19 protein-coding genes are annotated in these 19,575 nt (G+C 67.2%); 14 read left to right on the top strand and 5 right to left on the bottom strand.

What is annotated here, in order from left to right:
- Positions 1-8: 8 nt before the first annotated feature.
- From HGR_RS04460 to HGR_RS04440, 5 genes are all read right to left on the bottom strand, one after another.
- The gene (locus HGR_RS04460; RefSeq protein WP_006296907.1) at positions 9-1,826 is read right to left on the bottom strand and encodes a nitrite/sulfite reductase; all 1,818 of its coding nucleotides are present in this window, start codon (positions 1,824-1,826) and stop codon (positions 9-11) included.
- A gap of 108 nt (positions 1,827-1,934) precedes the next feature.
- Positions 1,935-2,963: a nucleoside hydrolase gene (locus HGR_RS16720; RefSeq protein WP_006296906.1), complete on the bottom strand. Its 1,029-nt coding sequence runs from the start codon at positions 2,961-2,963 to the stop codon at positions 1,935-1,937.
- A 50-nt stretch (positions 2,964-3,013) separates the two neighbouring features.
- Positions 3,014-3,475 carry a response regulator gene (locus HGR_RS04450; protein ID WP_006296905.1) on the bottom strand — a complete coding sequence of 154 codons (462 nt, stop codon included), beginning with the start codon at positions 3,473-3,475 and terminating at the stop codon, positions 3,014-3,016.
- Positions 3,476-3,666: 191 nt separating this feature from the next.
- Positions 3,667-5,736 carry a tRNA (5-methylaminomethyl-2-thiouridine)(34)-methyltransferase MnmD gene (mnmD, locus tag HGR_RS04445; RefSeq protein ID WP_006296904.1) on the bottom strand — a complete coding sequence of 690 codons (2,070 nt, stop codon included), beginning with the start codon at positions 5,734-5,736 and terminating at the stop codon, positions 3,667-3,669.
- 61 nt (positions 5,737-5,797) lie between these two features.
- On the bottom strand, positions 5,798-6,070 hold the full coding sequence (locus HGR_RS04440) for an oxidative damage protection protein (protein ID WP_006296903.1): 273 nt from the start codon (positions 6,068-6,070) through the stop codon (positions 5,798-5,800).
- Positions 6,071-6,221: 151 nt separating this feature from the next.
- Here HGR_RS04440 and HGR_RS04435 point away from each other — a divergent pair, with 151 nt between their 5' ends.
- The 14 genes from HGR_RS04435 (at position 6,222) to HGR_RS04370 (ending at position 19,565) form a co-directional block, all read left to right on the top strand.
- A complete protein-coding gene (locus HGR_RS04435) occupies positions 6,222-7,244 on the top strand; it encodes a sulfate ABC transporter substrate-binding protein (protein ID WP_006296902.1) in 1,023 nt (340 codons plus the stop codon).
- Between the two features lie 47 nt (positions 7,245-7,291).
- A complete protein-coding gene (gene ssuE / locus HGR_RS04430) occupies positions 7,292-7,894 on the top strand; it encodes an NADPH-dependent FMN reductase (RefSeq protein ID WP_006296901.1) in 603 nt (200 codons plus the stop codon).
- A gap of 204 nt (positions 7,895-8,098) precedes the next feature.
- Complete coding sequence (locus HGR_RS04425; protein ID WP_169312669.1) at positions 8,099-9,148, top strand: sulfonate ABC transporter substrate-binding protein; 1,050 nt, start codon at positions 8,099-8,101, stop codon at positions 9,146-9,148.
- A 31-nt stretch (positions 9,149-9,179) separates the two neighbouring features.
- Positions 9,180-9,377 carry a hypothetical protein gene (locus tag HGR_RS04420; RefSeq protein WP_006296899.1) on the top strand — a complete coding sequence of 66 codons (198 nt, stop codon included), beginning with the start codon at positions 9,180-9,182 and terminating at the stop codon, positions 9,375-9,377.
- Between the two features lie 34 nt (positions 9,378-9,411).
- Positions 9,412-10,608: an FMNH2-dependent alkanesulfonate monooxygenase gene (gene ssuD / locus HGR_RS04415; protein WP_006296898.1), complete on the top strand. Its 1,197-nt coding sequence runs from the start codon at positions 9,412-9,414 to the stop codon at positions 10,606-10,608.
- An 11-nt stretch (positions 10,609-10,619) separates the two neighbouring features.
- Positions 10,620-11,498, top strand: a complete 879-nt coding sequence (ssuC, locus tag HGR_RS04410) for an aliphatic sulfonate ABC transporter permease SsuC (protein WP_006296897.1) — start codon at positions 10,620-10,622, stop codon at positions 11,496-11,498.
- A 153-nt stretch (positions 11,499-11,651) separates the two neighbouring features.
- Positions 11,652-12,644 (top strand): aliphatic sulfonate ABC transporter substrate-binding protein, encoded by a 993-nt coding sequence (locus HGR_RS04405; protein WP_006296896.1) that lies wholly within the window; start codon positions 11,652-11,654, stop codon positions 12,642-12,644.
- 5 nt (positions 12,645-12,649) lie between these two features.
- Positions 12,650-13,546 (top strand): ATP-binding cassette domain-containing protein, encoded by an 897-nt coding sequence (locus HGR_RS04400; protein WP_081463438.1) that lies wholly within the window; start codon positions 12,650-12,652, stop codon positions 13,544-13,546.
- Positions 13,547-13,577: 31 nt separating this feature from the next.
- Positions 13,578-13,793, top strand: coding sequence for a TOBE domain-containing protein (locus tag HGR_RS04395; RefSeq protein ID WP_006296894.1), 216 nt, complete (start codon positions 13,578-13,580; stop codon positions 13,791-13,793).
- 12 nt (positions 13,794-13,805) lie between these two features.
- Complete coding sequence (locus tag HGR_RS04390; protein ID WP_006296893.1) at positions 13,806-14,816, top strand: tripartite tricarboxylate transporter substrate-binding protein; 1,011 nt, start codon at positions 13,806-13,808, stop codon at positions 14,814-14,816.
- 4 nt (positions 14,817-14,820) lie between these two features.
- Positions 14,821-15,738 carry a nitroreductase family protein gene (locus HGR_RS04385; protein WP_006296891.1) on the top strand — a complete coding sequence of 306 codons (918 nt, stop codon included), beginning with the start codon at positions 14,821-14,823 and terminating at the stop codon, positions 15,736-15,738.
- Complete coding sequence (locus tag HGR_RS04380; RefSeq protein WP_006296889.1) at positions 15,735-16,943, top strand: acyl-CoA dehydrogenase family protein; 1,209 nt, start codon at positions 15,735-15,737, stop codon at positions 16,941-16,943. The genes HGR_RS04385 and HGR_RS04380 overlap by 4 nt, the downstream gene beginning before the upstream one ends.
- A gap of 30 nt (positions 16,944-16,973) precedes the next feature.
- Complete coding sequence (locus HGR_RS04375) at positions 16,974-18,338, top strand: sulfatase family protein (RefSeq protein ID WP_006296888.1); 1,365 nt, start codon at positions 16,974-16,976, stop codon at positions 18,336-18,338.
- Positions 18,339-18,587: 249 nt separating this feature from the next.
- Complete coding sequence (locus HGR_RS04370; protein WP_039852342.1) at positions 18,588-19,565, top strand: aliphatic sulfonate ABC transporter substrate-binding protein; 978 nt, start codon at positions 18,588-18,590, stop codon at positions 19,563-19,565.
- Positions 19,566-19,575 lie beyond the last annotated feature (10 nt).

Below are 19,575 nucleotides of genomic sequence, written 5' to 3'. Positions count from 1 at the left end.
CTTGGGTCTCAGGCGGTGGCGGTTTCTTCGGTGTCCGCGTTCGGGTGGCGGGCTTGCTGGCCGGCCTGCTTGAAGGGCTCGACGCCAACGCGTCGCAGCGTGTCGATGAACAGTTCCTGGCGGCCATCCGCGCCCGTGGCGCGCAGCTCACGGTAGGTGTTGAGCAGGGCTTCGATCACGTCCGGCACCTCGTGCGAGGAGAAGGACGGGCCAATGACCTTGCCGGGCACGGCCGCGCCAGAGAGGTCCTTGCCGTCCGAGCCGCCCACCGTGACTTGATACCACTCCTTGCCGTCCTTGTCGACGCCCAGGATGCCGATGTGGCCGCTGTGGTGATGGCCGCAGGAGTTGATGCAACCGCTGATGTGCAGGTCGATCTCGCCCAGATCTTCCAGCTCGTCCAAGTCTTGGTAGCGCACGGTGACCGCCTCGGCCAGCGGCAACGAGCGCGCATTGGCCAGGTCGCAGAAGTCGCCGCCGGGGCAGGCGATCATGTCGGACAGCAGGCCAATGTTGGCCTTGGCCAGGCCCAAGCGCTTGGCCTCGCGCCAGAGCGCGGGCAGTTGTGCGGCCGCCACCCAGGGCAACAGCAAGTTCTGCTGGTGCGTCACGCGGGCCTCGCCGGCGCTGAAGCGCTCGGCCAGTTCAGCCACCGCGTCGAGTTGCGCGGCCGTGGCGTCACCGGGCGACTGCCCTGGGCGCTTGAAGGACAGGGTGACCGCGCGCAGGGCCGGGTTCTGGTGCGGGTGCACATTGCGTTGCAGCCAGCGCTGGTATTCGGCCTGCTCGGCGGGCGTCACGGCTTCGGCGGCGGCGCTGTCCAGTTTCAGGGCCGGCGGCACGAAACCCGCGCTCACGCGCTGAAGCTCGGCGGCGCTGACCGTGTGCGGCGCGCCGTCGTGGTCGAGGATCTGCCGGTACTCGGCCTCGACCTCGTCCACGTAGCGTTGGCCTTCGGCCTTCACCAGGATCTTGATGCGTGCCTTGTACTTGTTGTCGCGGCGACCCCAGCGGTTGTAGACGCGCACCACGGCTTCGAGGTAGTTCAGGATCTGCTCGGCCGGTAGGAATTCGCGGATCACGGTGGCGATGGTGGGTGTGCGTCCCATGCCGCCGCCCACCAGCACCTTGAAGCCCAGTTCACCCGCCGAGTTCTTGATCAGGTGCAGGCCCACGTCATGCCAGGGCGTGGCGGCACGGTCTTCGCGCGCGCCCGTGATCGCGATCTTGAACTTGCGCGGCAGGAAGGCGAATTCGGGGTGCAGCGTGCTCCACTGGCGCATGACCTCGCCCCAGGGGCGAGGGTCGGCCACTTCGTCCACGGCCACGCCCGCCAGGGCGTCGGTGGTGATGTTGCGGATGCAGTTGCCGCTGGTCTGGATGCCGTGCATGTCCACGGTGGCCAGCAGGTCCATCACGTCCGCGCTCTTGTCCAGCGGGATCCAGTTGAACTGCACGTTCTGCCGGGTGGTGAAGTGGCCGTAGCCGGTGACCAGCTTGCTGCCGATGCCCTGGCCGTCGCGCAGCTGCACATCACCCAGCTTGTTCTGTGCCGCCACGGCGCCCTGGAAGACCTCGTGGCTGGGTTGATCGTAGTCGCGGGCGATGCGGGCCAGCACGCGCAGCTGCGGCGCGGAAATCTCGCCGTAAGGAACGGCCACGCGCAGCATGGGGGCGTGCCGCTGCACGTACCAGCCGTTTTGCAGGCGCAAGGGGCGGAATTCGTCTTCGCTGAGCTGGCCGCTCAGGCGGCGTTGCAACTGGTCGCGGTATTGTTCCGCGCGCAGCCGGATGAACTGACGGTCGAAATCGGTGTACTGGTACATGGGCGCGACTGTAAAAGTTGCGCCTCAGATTGCAAACTACATTTTGCTTAGGAGTCCATGACTCCGGGTAATAAGCAAATGGCAAATCCGAGGCTGCAGGCCCGGGGGTCAGCTCAGCCGCGCCAACGTCTGCTGCACCGTGTCCAGGCCCGCCGCGGCATCCAGGTGCACGATGGCCTGCACGGGGACGTGGTTCGCGCTCCAGCCCGGGTGCGGGTAGGGGGGCAGGCCCAGGTCGGCATGCCGATCCAGCAGCAATTGACCCTCGGCCAGTCCATCCGGCACCACGCGTGCGGGACCACGGACGCCGCGGAATCCGTCGGGAGACAGCAGCCACAACAAGGCCAACACGCCGGGCACGGCGATGGCCGGGGCGGGGCCTTCGTTGGCCGGACGGCCAGACTCTTGAGCTTGAACCTGCGACTGGCGGCGCGCGGCATGCCACAGGAGTTGCCGCAGCGTGCTGGCCGGTCCCTGCGCCGCCCAGTGTTCGACCCAGGCCAGTGGCAGCGGCGCGGCGCGGCTGGCGTTCAGCCCCAGCAGCGTCAGATTGAATCCCGCACCGAGCACCACGTCCGCGGCGTGCGGGTCGGACCAGAGATTGAGTTCGGCGCCGGGGGACACATCGCCGGGCGCGTCAAGGCTGCCACCCGCGACCACCACCTGCCTCAGGAATTGAGGCAGCCGGGGCTCCAGGCGCAGCGCCTGGGCCAGGTTGCTCAGCGGACCGCTGCACAGCAGGGAGATTTCACCGGGATGCGCCATGGCCATCTGAACGATGCAGCGTGCGGCGGAACGATCGTCCACGCCCCGTGTCAGCGGCGCTTCGGCGAGTCGTCTGCCATCGGGGGTCTCGGCCCCCGTCCAGTCGCCCAGGCCATCCTGGCCATGCAGGCCCGGGTCGGGCAACCATTCGCCTTTGCGCGTGGGCGTCACGACGCCTTCACAGACGGGCAGATCCTCGCGACCCAGCAGCACGCTCAGGCGCAGGGCATTGCGGGTGGCCTGTGGCAGGGCCACGCGCCCGAAACTCGTGGTGAGGGCTTGCAACTCCAAGCCAGGGTGGGCGTGCGCGAACGCCAGGGCCAGTGCGTCGTCCAGGCCGGGGTCGATGTCGAGGATGAGCTTGTGGGACATCCGCGTATTTTGCGCCATGCGGTCCACCACGAGGACCGTGCCCGAGGGGCTCAGTCCGCGAGAAATTGCCGAATTCGCGCGGCGATTTCCGCGCCGGACGTTGGCTGCGCCTCGTCCATGCGCAGCCAGCCCAGCGCGCCCAAGTGCAAGGCGGTTGGCAGCCGCGACTCGGCCGTGGCAGGCCTTGCCAAGGCCAGAACCTTGCAAGCCGCGAGACGCCGGCGCGCGTGTCGAATGAGGGTGGGGCCGCCGTCCTCGGGCAGGTCCAAGTCGGCCACCAGCAGGTCCACCATGCGGCCGTCGATCGCCACCAGACCTGTTTCCAGCGTGTGGGCGCCGCGTACCGAGCCGACCTCCACCATCGCGGCCAGTGCCTGCACCAGTTGCTGCTTCAAGGCAGGGTCGTGCGCCACGACGAGGGCGCTCATGGGCTTGCGCGCACCGGACAGCGTGGACGTCGCCTCGCCTTCTTCAGGCGCTGGCGAGGAGGTGATGGGAGCGGTAGAGGCCATGGCGTCTGGGAGGGGCGGTGGTGGTTGGACGGTGGGCCATTGTGGAGGCCTCCCCAATGTGTCGGGGCTGTTACCTTGCAACGCGGTGTAAGGTGTGCAATCGGCCGCAAGGCGTGGCGGTGGCGCCTGCTGGCATGGAGTCCGACGCCTTTCGCACAACGCCCTTGCCTCGCACTCTGCACCGGGCGTGTTCAGGGGCCGTCTGTCTTGGGCAAGGCGCGCCGGATGTCCAAGGCCTGGGCCAGTCTGCGAGGCACTGGCAAGGGTTCGGCGTGCAGTTGCGCGGCCAGCAGTTCGGCGCCCAGAGCGGCAAAGCTGAGCCCGCGAGAGCCCAGGGCCGTCAGCACGGCCAGACGGCAGAGCCCGTGCGGGACGGGAGTGACCTGCGTGACGAGCGAGGCGAGCGACGGGGCATCGGTGTGCCCCGCGCGCCCATCGAGGAAGCCGACCAGGGGGCGCCGGTCTCGCGAGGTGCACCGGATCTGACTCCAGGCCCGCACCGAGCCCGCCTCGAAGTCGGGCGCGAGCCGTTGCGCGACCTCGGGCAGCAAAACGCGCAGCTTCTCGAGGTTCGCGGCATGCCCCGCAGCCACCTCGGCGGCGCTGGGCCGCGGGTCGGTTTCGCCGCGTTCGTAGGTCGAGCCGCAAAGCCAGGCCCGGCCCGCGTCCATCGGGGCGCTGGGAATGAAATGGCCGTTGCCATTGACGGGCGTGGGTGGCCAGGGCGCGTTGGCGGCATCCGGCGGAGTGTCCAGGTGCAGGCCCCAGCTGATTTGCCCGCGCACCGGGTTCAGGGGCATTGGGGAGGCGGGCGGCAGATGCTCGTTCAACAGGGCCGCGCTGCTGTGGGCCGCCGCGACCACCACCAGTTCGGCTTGGGTCAGTTCTCGCCCTTGCGCGTCCAGCACCTGCCAGACCGCGTCCGTACTGGCACGGCGCAGGGCGGCGACGCTGACCTGGCCGCGCACCTGCACGCCCGGCGTGCTGAGCCAGGCCGCCACCAGCCGCGCCGGTTTCATCCAACCCGCCAAGGCATGGTTGACCGGTGCCGCATGGCCCTGGTCGCGCACCCCGCTGAGTGACCAGTCCCGCCCCGCGCGCAGCACGCCTTGCTGGCTCAAGTCCTCGGCCGCCTGCACCGTCTGCCGTATGCCCGCGCGCGTCAGGCGCGACAACAGATTGTCGTCAGGCGAGACATGGGGCGCGAACAGGCCCACGGGCAGATCCGACGCCCGCGCGGCGGAGCTGCCCTCGGATGAGCCCTGCAGATCCGACGCCCGCGCGGCGGAGCTACCCTCGGACGAGCCCTGCAGATCCGAAGCGCGAGGGGCGGAGCTCTCTCCCCATGAGTGACTTGGGCCCGAAGGCTGCCCTGCGTCCAGCACGGTCACCTGCCAGCCCCGGCGCGCGAGGCTGGCAGCGGCGGCCGCGCCAGCCAGGCCCGCGCCGATCACCACGCAGCGTGCGGGTTCGTGGTCCACCGGTGGACGCGCGCGGGTTGGCTCCCAGCGCGGCGCGAACACTGCGCGGATGCTCTCGCGCTTGGGAGGCAGGCCCGGCACTTTCTCGACCTGCCAACCGCTTTGCGCCAAGGCGCGCCGCACCGCGCCGTTGGCCGTCCAGCTGGCCAGGGTGGCGCCGCGCCGGGCCAAGGTGCTGAGTTCGCGCAGGGTGTCGGGAGACCACATGTCCGGGTTGGCCTGGGGGGCGAAGCCATCGAGGAACACACTGTCCATGCGGTGCGGCAGGGTGGGGCGCAATTCCCGCAGCATGTCACGCACATCGCCCAGGCACAGGGTGAGCAGCACGCGGCCGTGCTCGAAACTCAGTCGCTGCACCGGACAGGACGCGCCGGGCTCCAGCCGCCGCCATTGCGCGGCCAGTTCCTCGGCCTGCGCTGACAGTTCCGGCCAGGCCTGGGCGCCGCGCACGATGTCCTCGGCTGCGACCGGGAACGCCTCGATGGAGACGAAATGCAGCAGGCCAGGTCGCCGGCCATCGTGCCGCCAAGCTTGCCAGGCAGCGAGAAAGTTCAGTCCCAGGCCGAAACCGGTTTCAAGAATGCGCCATTGGCGCTGACCCGCCCAGGCACTTGCATGCTGGGTTGGCGTTTCGGCGGGTTCAGCACCGGGGGCGCGCAGCCCGCAGCCCCCCAGAAAGATGCGCCGCGCCTGAGCCAGCCCATCCGCCGTCGTGCGGTAGAGATCGTCGAAACGCGCGCTGTAGGGCGTGCCCTCGCGCCAGGTGACGGGTTCGCTCATCGTGGTGCGGGCGCGCGGTCCCGCACCGGCCTTGTCCGGTGCGGCGCCGTGGTGGCTGGGGTCAGGCGCTCGGGGGGACGTAACCCTGGGCTTGCTCGGCACCGGCGCCGAAGAAATGGTTTTCCATCTGCCGGGCCAGGTACTGGCGCGCGCGGGCGTCGGCCAGGTTGAGGCGGTTTTCGTTGACCAGCATGGTCTGGTGCTTGAGCCAGGCGGCCCAGGCTTCCTTGCTCACGCTTTCCCAGATGCGCTTACCCAGCTCGCCGGGGTAGGGCGGGAAGTCCAGGCCTTCGGCTTCTTTGCCGAGCTTGATGCAATGGATGGTGCGTGCCATGGCGTGAATCTCTTGGAGGTGTTTATCGATGATTAAGTAATAAGCAACTGAAATCTTATTCGTTCCAGTTTGGGTCATGTCTCTCCAGAATGCCTTGCATCGCTTTATTTTTGTATTGCAGCGATTCCAACTTCGAACCAAGGAACCCGACATGACGCAACGTCGCCACTTTATCAAGTTTCCCCTGCTGGCCGGTCTGTTCTCCGTCCTCGGCCTTGCCGCCACCCCGGCTTTGGCGCAGGACGTGACCCTGCTCAACGTGAGCTACGACCCGACGCGCGAGCTGTATGTGGAATTCAACGCCGCCTTCGCCAAGTACTGGAAGGAGAAGACCGGCCAGAACGTGACCATCAAGCAAAGCCACGGCGGTTCGGGCAAGCAGGCCCGCTCCATCATCGACGGTCTGGATGCCGACGTGGCCACGCTGGCCCTGGCCGGTGACACCGACGCGCTGGTCAAGAACGGCGGCTGGCTGGCCGCTGATTGGCAGAAGAAGCTGCCGCACAACTCCTCGCCCTATACCTCGACCATCGTGCTGGTCACGCGCCAAGGCAACCCCAAGGGCATCAAGGACTGGGATGACCTGATCAAGCCCGGCGTGAGCGTGATCACCCCCAACCCCAAGACGTCCGGCGGTGCGCGCTGGAACTACCTTGCGGTCTGGGAATTCGCCAAGCGCAAGTACGGTGGCGATGCCAAGGCCAAGGAATTCGTGCAGAAGCTGTACGCCAACGTGCCCGTGCTCGACACCGGCGCGCGCGGCTCCACCATCACCTTCGCCCAGCGCAACCAGGGTGACGTGCTGATCGCCTGGGAAAACGAGGCTTACCTGCTCGAGAAGGAATTCGGCACCAAGTTCGACGTGGTGGCGCCTTCGATCTCCATCCTGGCCGAGCCCGCCGTCGCCGTGGTCGACAAGAACGTGGACAAGAAGGGCACGCGCAAAGTCGCCCAAGCCTACCTCGAGTACCTGTACTCCGAGGAAGGCCAGGACATCGCGGGCAAGAACTTCTACCGTCCGGCCGTTTCCAAGAAGGCCATTGACAAGTACGCCAAGCAGTTCCCCAAGCTCAATCTGTTCACGATTGACCAGGCCTTTGGCGGCTGGGGTAAGGCGGACAAGGATCACTTCGCCGATGGCGGCAGCTTCGACCAAATCTACGCCAAGAAGTGAACGCAGCCACCCCAGCTTCTCACCCCACCCCACACCCTGGAGCATTCATGTCGGTCTTGTTGATTGCAGGCAGTCCTTCCGAGCGTTCTCGCTCCGCGGCGCTGCTGGACCGGGTGGGGCGTTTGCTGGCGGCCGGACGCGGCACGCTGATCGATCGCTTGTCGGTCCGTGACCTGCCGCCGCAGGCCTTGGTGCAAGCCGATTTCGGCCATCCCGCGGTGCAAGACGCGGCACGGCGGGTGGCCGAAGCCCAGGCCATCGTGGTGGCCACCCCGGTCTACAAGGCGGCTTACAGCGGCGTGCTCAAGCTGCTGCTGGACCTGCTGCCCCAGACGGCGTTCAAGGGCAAGGTCGTGCTGCCCCTGGCCACGGGCGGTAGCCCGCACCACATGCTGGCGCTCGACTACGCCTTGCGGCCGGTGCTTCAATCCCTGGCGGCGCGCCACATCCTGCCGGGCGTCTACGCCACGGACGCCCAGGTGGCCCTCACCCCCGAGGAGGCGTACGTGATTCATCCTGACATTGACGCGCGCCTTGGCGAAGCGGCGTCGACGCTGTATGCCGAGGGGCTGCGCGCGGCGCCCGCCCAGCCGGTCAAGGCGGGCTTCGAGGAATCGATCGCTTTCGCCGACGTGCGATGTAGCGTCTGACATCTCGCGCGCCGTCGTGAAGGCGTGCCTCCGCGGCGCGGCGTGACCGCTCAAGACTGCGCGATCGCGCCGGGCTGCTCTCTCTCTTCGCATTCTCCGAACTCAAACCGCCGGCCAGGCGGCTGGCCCCTGCTTTGCCCGCCGCACGCCGATACCCGCCGACCTCGATCCAGTTCCGTACTTCAGTACCAAAGGATGACCGCCATGACCCACCCGATCTCGCAGGGCGACAACGCTCTGGACGAATTTGCCCAGGACCCCGCCCACCCGACGCCTTACCGTTGGAGTGATCTTTTCTTCAGCGCGGCGGTGTCGCTCGCCCTGATCGTCCTGATGCTGTTGCTGAACCTCTCCGTGCTGTTCCCGGCGTCGGCCCAAGGCGCACCGGTGGATCTCCGGATCGGCTTTCAAAAATCCGCCAGCTTGCTGACCCTGCAAAAAGCCCAGGGCAGTCTTGAGAAAAAACTCGGCGCGTTGAATGCCACCGTCAAGTGGGTGGAGTTTCCCGCCGGACCCCAATTGCTGGAGGGGCTGAACGTGGGTGCCGTCGACGTGGGTTACGTGGGCGAGGCGCCGCCCATATTCGCCCAGGCCGCAGGCGCGAAGTTTGTCTATTTCGGCCATGACCCGGCGTCGCCCGAGGCCGAGGCCATCCTCGTGCCCAAGGACTCGCCCATCAAGAGCGTGAGCGACCTCAAGGGCCGTAAGGTGGTCCTCAACAAGGGCAGCAACGTGCACTACCTGCTGGTCAAGGCGCTGGAGAAAAACGGCCTCAAGTTGTCCGACGTGCAGGTGATCTACCTGGCCCCGGCCGATGCCCGCGCTGCATTCGAAAAGGGTGCCGTGGATGCGTGGGTGATCTGGGACCCGTTCGCCGCGGCGGCGGAGCAATCCATCGGCGCGCGCATCCTGGCCAACGGCAAGGGCGTGGTCAACAACTACGCCTTCTACCTGGCCGAGGCAGGGTTCGTGCAAAAGCATCCCAAGATCATCCAGGCCCTGTTCGAGGACTCGGTGGAGAAGGGCGCTTGGATCAAGAAGAACCTGCGCGCCGCGGCCGAGCTGATCGCGCCGCTACAGGGCCTGCCCGTCGCGGTGGTCGAGACCGCGCTGACCCGCTACGAATTCAATGTGCGTCCGATCACGCCCGCCGTGGCCGCCGACCAACAGAAGATCGCCGACACCTTCTTCGAGCTGAAGCTGATTCCCAAGCCCATCAAGATCAGCGAAGCCGTGGCCTTGCAGACGAAGTGATGTGAAGCGCGCGCTTCCGGGACACCGAGCCATGAGCATTTCCGCATTCCAAATCCCCGTGTTCCCCGCGAGCACCACGCGGGTGTTGCAAACCTCGGCGCGGGACTGGGGCCTGGCCTGGCCCTTGCCCCAGCGTGCGTCGGCGCATCGATCGCTGGCCGATGTTCCGTTGACGCGGGTGCGCCATCGTCGCGCGCGACGCGCCCTGCGGTTTGCCTTTGCCATCTGACCATCTGAGTCGCTCCAACCCTTTGAGGTCCCTCATGAAAGTTTTCTGGTTCATCCCCACCCACGGCGACAGCCGTTACCTCGGCACGGGCGAGGGCGCGCGCCAGGTCGACCATGCCTACCTCACGCAGGTGGCGCAGGCGGCCGATCGACTGGGTTACGAGGGCGTGTTGATTCCCACGGGCCGTTCCTGTGAAGACCCTTGGGTCGTGGCCGCGAGCCTCTTGCCCGTGACCCAGCGGCTCAAATTCCTGGTCGCAGTGCGCCCGGGCCTGCACCAGCCCAGCCTGGCGGCGCGCATGGCCGCGACCTTTGACCGGCTCTCCGGCGGGCGCTTGCTGATCAATCTTGTGACCGGGGGGGACCAGGCCGAGCTGGAGGGTGACGGCGTGTTCCTTGACCACGCCGCGCGTTACGAGCAGAGCGCCGAGTTCATCCGCATCTGGCGCGAGATCATCGCCCGCAGCCACGACCCCCAGGCCCCGGCCTACGACTACGAAGGCCGGCATCTGAGCGTCAAGGGCGCGAAGCTGCTCTACCCGCCCTTGCAGCAGCCCTACCCACCGGTCTACTTCGGCGGTTCGTCCGAGGCCGCGCACGACTTGGCGGCCGAGCAGGTGGACACCTACCTGACTTGGGGCGAGCCGCCCGCCCAGGTGGCGAAGAAGGTGGCCGACGTGAAGGCCCGCGCATCCAAGTTCAATCGCACCGTGAAGTTTGGCATCCGCCTGCACGTCATCGTGCGCGAGACGGAGCAGGCGGCCTGGGCCGCCGCGGACGATCTCATCAGCCGCCTGGACGACGGCATCGTGGCCAAGGCGCAGGCCGCCTTCGCGAAGATGGACTCGGAAGGCCAGCGCCGCATGGCCGCGCTGCACCAGGGCGGCAAGAAGCGCGACCGCGCCTCGCTCGAAATCAGCCCCAACCTCTGGGCCGGCGTGGGCCTGGTGCGCGGCGGTGCGGGCACGGCCTTGGTGGGCAGCCCGCAACAGGTGGCCGCGCGCATCGAGGAATACGCGGCGCTGGGCTTGGACACCTTCGTGCTCTCGGGCTATCCGCATCTGGAGGAAGCCTACCGCTTCGCGGAGCTGGTGTTCCCGCTGCTGACGCTGGACACGCGGCAGCGCTTCGCCGAGGCCGCGAACACTCCCTTGCCCGGGCGCCCGCTGAGTGGCCCGTTCGGCGAGGTCGTCGCCAACATCGACGCGCCCGCGCGGGTCGCGGCGCAATGAAGGAGGCTGCCATGAGTGTGCCCGCGCATGAATTGCAAGTGACGCCGCTGCCAAGCTTCGGGGCCGGGGTGAGCAGCGAGCCGGTGGCGAGCGCTTGGCCCGCCGTGCTCGCCACCTTACGCGGCTTGGCCCGCTTGATGTGGCTCAGGCTCTTGCCTTGGCTGGTGCCGATCGCGCTGATCGCCGTCTGGCAACTCGCCTCGGTCCGAGGCTGGCTGTCCACCCGCGTGCTGCCCGCGCCCGCGGATGTCGCTGTCGCGGCTTGGAACCTCACCGCCTCGGGAGAGCTGTGGACGCATGTGAAGGTCAGCGCGGGCCGTGCCCTGCTGGGTCTGGCCATTGGTGGCGGACTGGGGCTGGTCCTGGGCCTGCTCACGGGCACGCTGCGCTGGGCCGAGACGCTGTTGGATTCGAGCTTTCAGATGCTGCGCAACATCCCCGCGCTGGCGCTGATTCCGCTGGTCATCCTCTGGTTCGGCATCGACGAGAGCGCCAAGCTGTTCCTGATCGCCATCTCGGTGTTCTTTCCGATCTACCTCAACACCTTCCACGGCATCCGCAGCGTGGACCCGGGCCTGATCGAGATGGGCCGCACCTACGGCCTGAACCGCTGGCAGCTCTACCGTCAGATCATCCTGCCGGGCGCGCTGTCGTCCATCCTGGTCGGCCTGCGGTTCTCGCTGGGCCTGATGTGGGTGATCTTGATCGTGGCCGAGACCATCTCCGCCCAGTCGGGCATCGGCTACCTGACCATGAACGCACGCGAGTTCCTGCAGACCGACATCGTGCTCGTGGGCATCCTGCTCTACGCCTTGCTGGGCAAGCTGGCCGACGTGCTCGCGCGAGGTCTTGAGTATTGGTGGTTGCGTTGGCATCCAGGGTATCAGTGATGGCCACCCCAGGCTTCGCTCCCTTCGTTCGCTGCGCCACCCCCTCCTGCTGCGCGGAGAGGCGCTCCCGGCGGCCTGGCAGAGCCAGTTCCGCGGGAGCCCTGGAACGGGCAGCGCCGCGCTGGCCCTTGGTTTGAACTGTTGTCGAAAGGAATGTTCATGTCTCACCTCTTCAATCGCCGCACCGTGCTGGGGTCGATGACCGCGCTCGGTTCGTTGTACGCCGCGGCGCCCTTGCTCGCGCAGACCACCAAGATCATCCGCATCGGTTACCAGAAATCTTCCACGCTGATCTCGGTGCTCAAGCTGCAGGGCGCGCTGGAGAAGCAGCTCGCGCCCTTGGGCTTTCAACCGAGCTGGCATGAGTTCACCAGCGGCTTGCCGCTGCTGGAGGCCTTGAACCTGAACAACATTGACTTCAGCGCCGACGTGGCCGACACCGTGCCCGTGTTCGCGCAGGCCGCGGGCGCGCAACTGACTTTCGTCGCGCAGGAAGCCCCGTCGCCATCGGCCCAGGCCATCCTGGTGCCCAAGGACTCGCCCCTGCGTGCCGTGGCCGACCTCAAGGGCAAGAACGTCGGCTTCGCCAAGGCGGCGGGCGCGCACTACCTGCTGATCGCCGCCCTTGCCAAGGCCGGGCTCACCCTGGCCGACATCAACGCCCGTTACCTGACGCCGGCCGACGGCCGCGCTGCTTTTGAGAAGGGCGCCATCGACGCCTGGGTGGTGTGGGACCCGTTCCTGTCGGCGGCCCGCATCCAATCCAGCGCGCGCTTGCTGGCCGATGGCGAGGGGCTGGCCTCTTACCAGCGCTACTACCTGTCGAGCACGCGCTTCGCCGAAGCCAACCCCAAGGTGCTGGACGTGGTCTATGCCGAACTCGAGAGAGCCGGACTGTGGGTCAAGCGCCAGCCCAAGGACGCCGCCGCATTGCTCGGGCCTTTCTGGGGCCTGGACCCCGCGATCGTCGAGCAGGCCAATGGCAACCGCAGTTACGCCGTCCGCGCCGTGACCCCCGAGCGTTTGGTCGAGCAGCAGAAGATCGCCGATGCCTTCCTCGCGGAAAAGCTGCTGCCCAAGCCGATGGACGCTTTGAACGTGCCGCTGTTCAAGCCGACCGCGCCGTCCCGCGGCGCACGGGGGTGAAGGAGATGAGCGCCGTGGACCCCACTCCAACCGCTGCCGTGCGCCAGGACGACGCTCACTCCGAGCGTTTAAACCGGGGCGTGCGCCTGGAAGCCCAGCGCTTGAGCAAGCGCTACGGGGAGCGCGAGGTGCTGCGCCAGTTGCAGCTGCGCATCGAGCCCGGTGAATTCGTCGCCATCGTTGGACGCAGCGGCTGCGGCAAGAGCACGCTGCTGCGCCTGGTCGCGGGGCTGGAAGAGCACGACGGCGGCGAGCTCCGCCTGCAAGGGCAGGCCGTCGATGGCCTGAACGACAACACCCGCATCATGTTCCAGGACGCGCGCCTTTTGCCCTGGAAGCGGGTGCTGGACAACGTGGCCCTGGGCTTGCCCAAGGGTGAGCGTGATCGCGCCGCCGAAGTGCTGGCCCAGGTCGGCTTGGGCGAGCGCCTGGGTGACTGGCCCGCGCGTTTGTCGGGCGGACAGCGTCAACGCGTGGCCTTGGCGCGCGCGCTCGTGCACAACCCGCGCCTGCTGCTGCTCGATGAACCGCTGGGTGCGCTGGACGCGCTGACCCGCATTGAGATGCACGCGCTGATCGAAGGCCTGTGGTTGCGCAACGGCTTCACGGCCTTGCTGGTCACGCACGACGTTCAGGAGGCCGTGGCCCTGGCCGACCGTGTGATCTTGATCGAGGAGGGGCGCATCGCGCTCGATGAGCGCGTGCCCCTGCCACGCCCCCGAGAGCGCGGCGCCGCCGCGTTCGCCGCGCTGGAGAACCGCATCCTGACCCGCGTGCTGCGGCAGGCCGACAGACCCGATGCGCACGAGGCCGATCCGCCGAGCTGGCCCGGCGGGACCGGGGTCATCCCGGGTGGAATCCCGGGCGGCATCCCCGCCACGGGCCTGCGCTGGGCCATCTGATTTTTCTTTTTTTTCACCAGGAGTCATCACCATGTCCATTCAAGCCATCAATGTCCGCAACCAGTTCCGCGGCAAGGTCAAGGAAATCATTCGCGGCGACGTGCTGTCGGAAATCGACGTCGAGACACCCTGGGGCATCGTGACCTCGGTGATCACGACGCGCTCGGTCAACGATCTGAATCTGCGCCCCGGCAGCGAAGTCGTGGCGCTGGTCAAGGCCACCGAAGTGTCGTTGGCGAAGATTTGAAGGCGCGGTTTCATGCGGGATGATCGTTTTTTTCACAGCCGGCGCACGGTACTTGGCGCGGCAGCGGTAGCGGCCGTGGCGCTGGGTGCACCGCTGGGCGCGCGCGCCGCATCAGGTTCCGATTTGCCGGAGCAGCTGCGCATCCTGGTGGGGTTTGGAGCGGGCGGCAGCATCGACGTGCTGGCGCGCGTCTTGGCTGAACGCATCGGGCCCCTGCTGGGCGGAGGCCGTCGCGTGCTGGTGGACAACAAGCCCGGCGCTGGCGGTGACATCGCCGTCAACACGCTGCTGAGCGCGCCCACCGATGGCGCGAACTACCTGCTCGCGCCCTTGATCAGCCCCGTGCTGTCGCAACTGGTGTTCACCAAGCCCGCCTACAACCCAGCGACGGACTTCACCCCCGTGGGTCTGGTCGCGCATTTCCAGTTCGCGCTGGCCGTGCCTGCCCAGCATCCCGCGAGGAGCGCCAAGGAGCTGATCGCCTGGTTCAAGAGCCACCAGGACAAGGCGAACTTCGGCAGTCCCGCCGCTGGCAGCTTGCCGCATTTCTTCGGGCTGCTGCTGGGCGACGCCGCGAACGTCGACATCGTGCATGTCGCCTACAAGGGCGCGACCAATCTGCTGACCGATCTGGCTGGCGGACAGCTCAGTTCGGCCATTTCGACCACTTCGGAGTTCCTGCCCTTGCACCGGGAAGGCAAGATCCGCATCCTCGCCACCTTCGGTGACAAGCGCTCGCGTGAATTGCCCGACGTGCCCACGCTGGCTGAACTGGGGTATCCCAGGGCCAGCGGCACGGGTTGGTTCAGTCTGTGGGCCAGGAAGGGCACGCAGCCCGCGGTGATCGCCGAAGTCAACCGTGCCCTCAACCAGGCACTGGCCGAGCCCGCCATGAGGGCGAAGCTCGAGGAGCTCGCGCTCGATCCTGACCCGCGCGCACCCGAATACCTGGAAAAACTGCGCTCGGCCGAGATCGAGAAGTGGCGGCCCGTGATCGTGGCCTCGGGTTTCAAGGTGAATTGACGCCGTGAGCGATCACGATTCCATCCCGGGTGTCGAGCAACTGCTGGCCGAGCGTTACGGTGCCAAATCGGGACCCGCTTACCGAGCCATCGACAACGCCATCACCCGGCATATCCTGAACCATCGCTCGGTGCGTGCCTTCGACGAGGCGCGCGCCTTGCCGCCCGATGCCCTGAGCACCCTGGTGGCTGCCGCGCAATCAGCCTCCAGCTCGTCCAATCTCCAGGTCTGGAGCGTGGTGGCCGTGCAGGACCCCGAACACAAAGCCCGCCTGTCGGTCGCTGAGCGCAACCGGCGTTTCGTGCGGCAGGCGCCGCTGTTCCTGGTCTGGCTGGCCGACTATGCGCGTGCCAAGCTGCTGGCCGAACGCCGGGGCGTGGCGATCGACGGCGCGGACTACGTGGAGTCGCTGGTGCTGGCCTCGGTGGACACGGCGCTGGCGGCACAGAACGCGGCCTTGGCCGCCCAGTCCCTGGGGCTGGGCGTGGTCTACGTGGGCGGGCTGCGCAGCCATGTGCGCGCCATCGCGGCCGATCTGAAGCTGCCACCCGGTGTGTTCCCGGTCGTCGGCATGGCGGTCGGGTACCCAGCCCAGACACTGTCCACCCACATCCGGCCACGCCTGCCGCAGGCTGCTGTCTTGCACCACGAGCATTACGACTCCAGCCAGCAAGGACAGGAGGCGCAACGCCAAGCCGCCGAGACCTACGACCACGCGCTCGATGCGTTTTGGAAGAAGCAGGGCATCGACCATCCGCTGTGGACCCGCCACATCGCTGATCGCCTGACCATCGACCCGCAGGATGAACGCTGGCAGCTCGGCGACATCCTGCGCGAGCTGGGTTTTCCCTTGCGCGACCATCCGCCTGCCGATCCGAAGGCGCTCGCACCGCAGCCCGCGAGCGCGGAGCGTGAGCGATGAGCGCGCGCGATGTGACTCCCTGGCTGGATGCCGCGCGGCGCCTGGCAGATGAACTGGCCCCGGGCGCGGCGGAGCGTGACCGCATCGGCGGCCTGCCCGTGCAGGAAGTGGCGGCGCTGCGCGCATCGGGTCTGCTGGCTTTCCTGAACCCCGTGGAATACGGGGGCGCGGGCGGTGGCCATGCGCAATCGCAGACCCTGGTGCGCATCCTCGCGCGCGCCGACAGCAATGCAGCGCAGATATTGGCCTACCACTACCTGTTGTCGCACAACGCTTTTCTGCGCGCTCATCCAGCGCAGCGCGAACAGCTGCAACGCCAGAGCGTGGCGCAGCGGTGGCTTTGGGGCGGCGCATCCAACCCGCGTGACCCGGCGCTGGTGCTGACGCCCGATGCCGCCGACGCAGGGCAGGGGGGTGGGCAGGGCTTTCGCCTCAACGGCCACAAGAATTTCGCGTCGAACGCGGCGGTGGCCGAGCGCATCGTCTCCACCGCGCGCCTGGGCGAGGTCCAGGTGCTGCTGACGATTCCGGGCGAGGCCCAGGGCATCACGCACGGCGACGACTGGACGGCGTTCGGGCAGCGGCGTGGCGTCAGCGGCAGCATCCGTTTCGAGCATGTCCGGCTGGAGCGCGACGCCGTGCTCGGGCTGCTGCCGGGCGCGTCACCCGCGCCGCCGACCAACCCGCTGCTCAGCCTGTCCGTGCCACTGCACCAGCTGTATTTCGTCAATCTCTACCTGGGCAATGCCGAGGGCGCCCTGCGCCAGGCTCGGCACTACGTGCTGGAGTCGGCGCGGCCGTGGCAGACCTCCGGCGTGGCGCGCGCGGCCGACGATCCCTATGTGCTCGAACACTACGGCCTGCTCGACGCGGATGTGCAGGCCGCGGCAGCCCTGGCGGACCGGGCCGCGCTGGACTGGGAATCGGCCTGGCGGCAGGGCGAGGGGCTCACGCCAGCCGCGCGCGATGCGGCCGCCGCCCGGATCTATGCCGCCAAGGTCAACAGCACGCGCACGGCGCTCGCCGCCACCAGCCAGATCTTCGAGTTGCTCGGCGCGCGCGCCACGGCCGCCCACCATGGCTTTGACCGCTACTGGCGCAACGTGCGCACGCACAGCCTGCACGATCCGCTGGCCTACAAGGCGCGCGAGGTCGCCAACCACGCACTGAACGGCCGGATCACGAGCGATCCGCTTTACGCCTGAAGCCACCGCCTGAACCCAAGGCCTGAACCCATGAGCATCCACAGTCAAGACACGACGGCGGCGCCGAACATCCTCTTCATCCTGGCCGACGACCTGGGTTGGGCCGACCTGGGCGTCTACGGCGCGAGCGATTTCGCCACGCCCAACCTCGACCGCCTCGCGGCGCAAGGAGTGCGCTTCACCCAGGCGTACGCCAATTCGGCCGTTTGCTCGGCGACACGCATCGCCTTGATCACCGGGCGCTACCAGTACCGATTGCCCGCGGGACTGGAAGAGCCCATCGCGCGCAGTGACATCGGCTTGCCGCCTGAACACCCCACCTTGCCTTCGCTCTTGCGCGAGGCAGGGTATGACACGGCGCTGATTGGCAAGTGGCACCTGGGCAAGCCTCCGACTTACGGGCCGCTCAAGAGTGGCTATGACCGCTTCTTTGGCAATATCGGCGGCGCACTCGACTACTTCACGCACAAGCCCGGCGTGGGCGCGCAGGTGCCGCGCGACCTCTGGGAAGGCGATGTGCCGGTCGAGCGCACGGGCTACTACACGAACATCCTGGGCGACGAGGCCAGCGCCTATGTCCGTGCACGCGAGGACGAAAAGAAGCCGTTTTTCCTCTCGCTGCACTTCACCGCGCCGCACTGGCCGTGGGAAGGGCCGGGGGATGAGGCCGTGTCGCGCGAGATCACGGACCTCTTCCATTACGACGGCGGCAATCTGGCCAAGTACGGTGAACTGGTCGAAGCCCTCGATGCCGCCGTCGGTCAGGTGCTGGCCGCGCTGGACGAAACCGGGCAGGCGGACAACACCCTCGTCGTTTTCACCAGCGACAACGGCGGCGAGCGTTTTTCCAAGACCTGGCCCTTCACGGGACAGAAGACCGAATTGCTGGAAGGCGGCTTGCGCGTCCCCACCTTGCTGCGCTGGCCGGCGCGTGTGCGGCCTCAGGTGCAGGCGCAGGTCACCATCACGGCGGACTGGCTGCCCACCTTGCTCGCCGCCGCGCAGGTTTGGCCGCATCCGGATTACCCCAGCGACGGCGAGAACATCCTGCCTGTGCTGGAAGGGCAGGTCGGCGAGCATCCGCGCACGCTGTACTGGCGCTACAAGGCCAACGCCCAACGCGCGGTGCGCAGCGGGAACTGGAAATACCTCAAGATCAATGACAACGAATTCCTGTTCGACGTTGTGGCGGACCCTCAGGAGCGCGCCAACCTGCGGCACAGGCACCCGGAGGTCTTTGACACGCTCAAGCGCCAGTGGGACGCTTGGAACGCGGAGCTGCTGCCCATCGGTGCGTCCAATTTCACGCATGGCGTGACACCGGACATCCAGGCTGATCGGTACGCGCCCGACCGCGATCAGCGGCAGCTGCCGCCCAGTCTTAAAAGCGCCTAGCGCGACATGCTTCCAAGGATTTTTGAGGGACGGCGTGACGCGCTGAGCCAGCCATCACGTCTTTACGCCGGGCCGGTTCACACTGGCCCGGCGTTTTTTTGCACCTGTGCATAGATGTTTTGGCAGGAACCTTATCTCTTGAACATCGAGGCATAAGCACACAAAAATTGATTGGTTGGTTTCGCGGTGACCCGGGGATAGATTGCAGGGCATTCGATGTTTTCGATTGATTGCCTCAAGGACCTGACCATGAAACGCCGTACTCTGCTCTCCGCTGGCGCCGCCGCCGCTGTGACCGTGCCCTTCTTCGCACGTGCCGCCGATCCGTTGAAGGAGCTGCGCCTGGACTACGCCACCTACTCGCCGTCCAGCCTGGTGCTGCGCCGCTTCGGCTGGCTGGAAGACGACTTCAAGAAAGACGGCGTGGGCGTGAAGTGGGTGTTCAGCGCGGGCAGCAACCGAGCCCTGGAGTACCTGAATTCCAACAGCGTCGACATCGGCTCGTCGGCCGGCTTGGCCGCGGTGCTGTCCAAGGCCAACGGCAATCCGATCCGCACACCCTACATCTTCTCCCGTCCCGAGTGGACCGCCCTCGTGGTGCGCAAGGATTCGCCGATCAAATCCGTCGCCGATCTCAAGGGCAAGAAGGTCGCCGCGACCAAGGGCACCGATCCCTTCTTGTTCCTGCTGCGGGCCTTGCCGCTGTTTGGCCTGAAGCGCGGTGACATCGAGATCGTCGCCTTGCAGCATGCGGACGGCCGGGCCGCGCTGGAGCAAGGCCGCGTGGACGCGTGGGCAGGCCTCGACCCGCTGATGGCCGCCAGCGAGCTGGATGCCGGATCGCGCCTGATCTACCGCAACGTGGGCTTCAATACCTACGGTTTCCTCAACGTGCGGCAGGATTTCTTGCAAGACCAGCCCGCCGCGGTGCGCCGGGTCATCGCGGGCTACGAGCGGGCGCGCAAGTGGATCCTGGCCAACCCGGAGGAGGCCGCGAAGATCTTGGCTGACGAAGCGAAGATCAAGATCGAAGTCGCGAAAGTGCAATTGAGCCAGCGCACCGATCTGAGTAATCCCTTGCCGTCCAAGGAACATGTCGATGCCTTGCAGGCCGCAGCGCCCGTGCTGTTGGCCGAGGAATTGGTGCGACCCAACACCGATGTCGCCAAGGTCGTGCTCGACCTGGTGGACACGCAGTTCGCGCGCTCGGTCGTGAACGCGGGCTGAGCCCGTCGCG

It is taken from the genome of Hylemonella gracilis ATCC 19624, from assembly GCF_000211835.1.
GTDB classification, from domain to species: domain Bacteria; phylum Pseudomonadota; class Gammaproteobacteria; order Burkholderiales; family Burkholderiaceae_C; genus Hylemonella; species Hylemonella gracilis.
The sequence above is the reverse complement of the archived record's forward strand: the minus strand, read 5'-3'. Positions and strand labels throughout refer to the sequence as shown.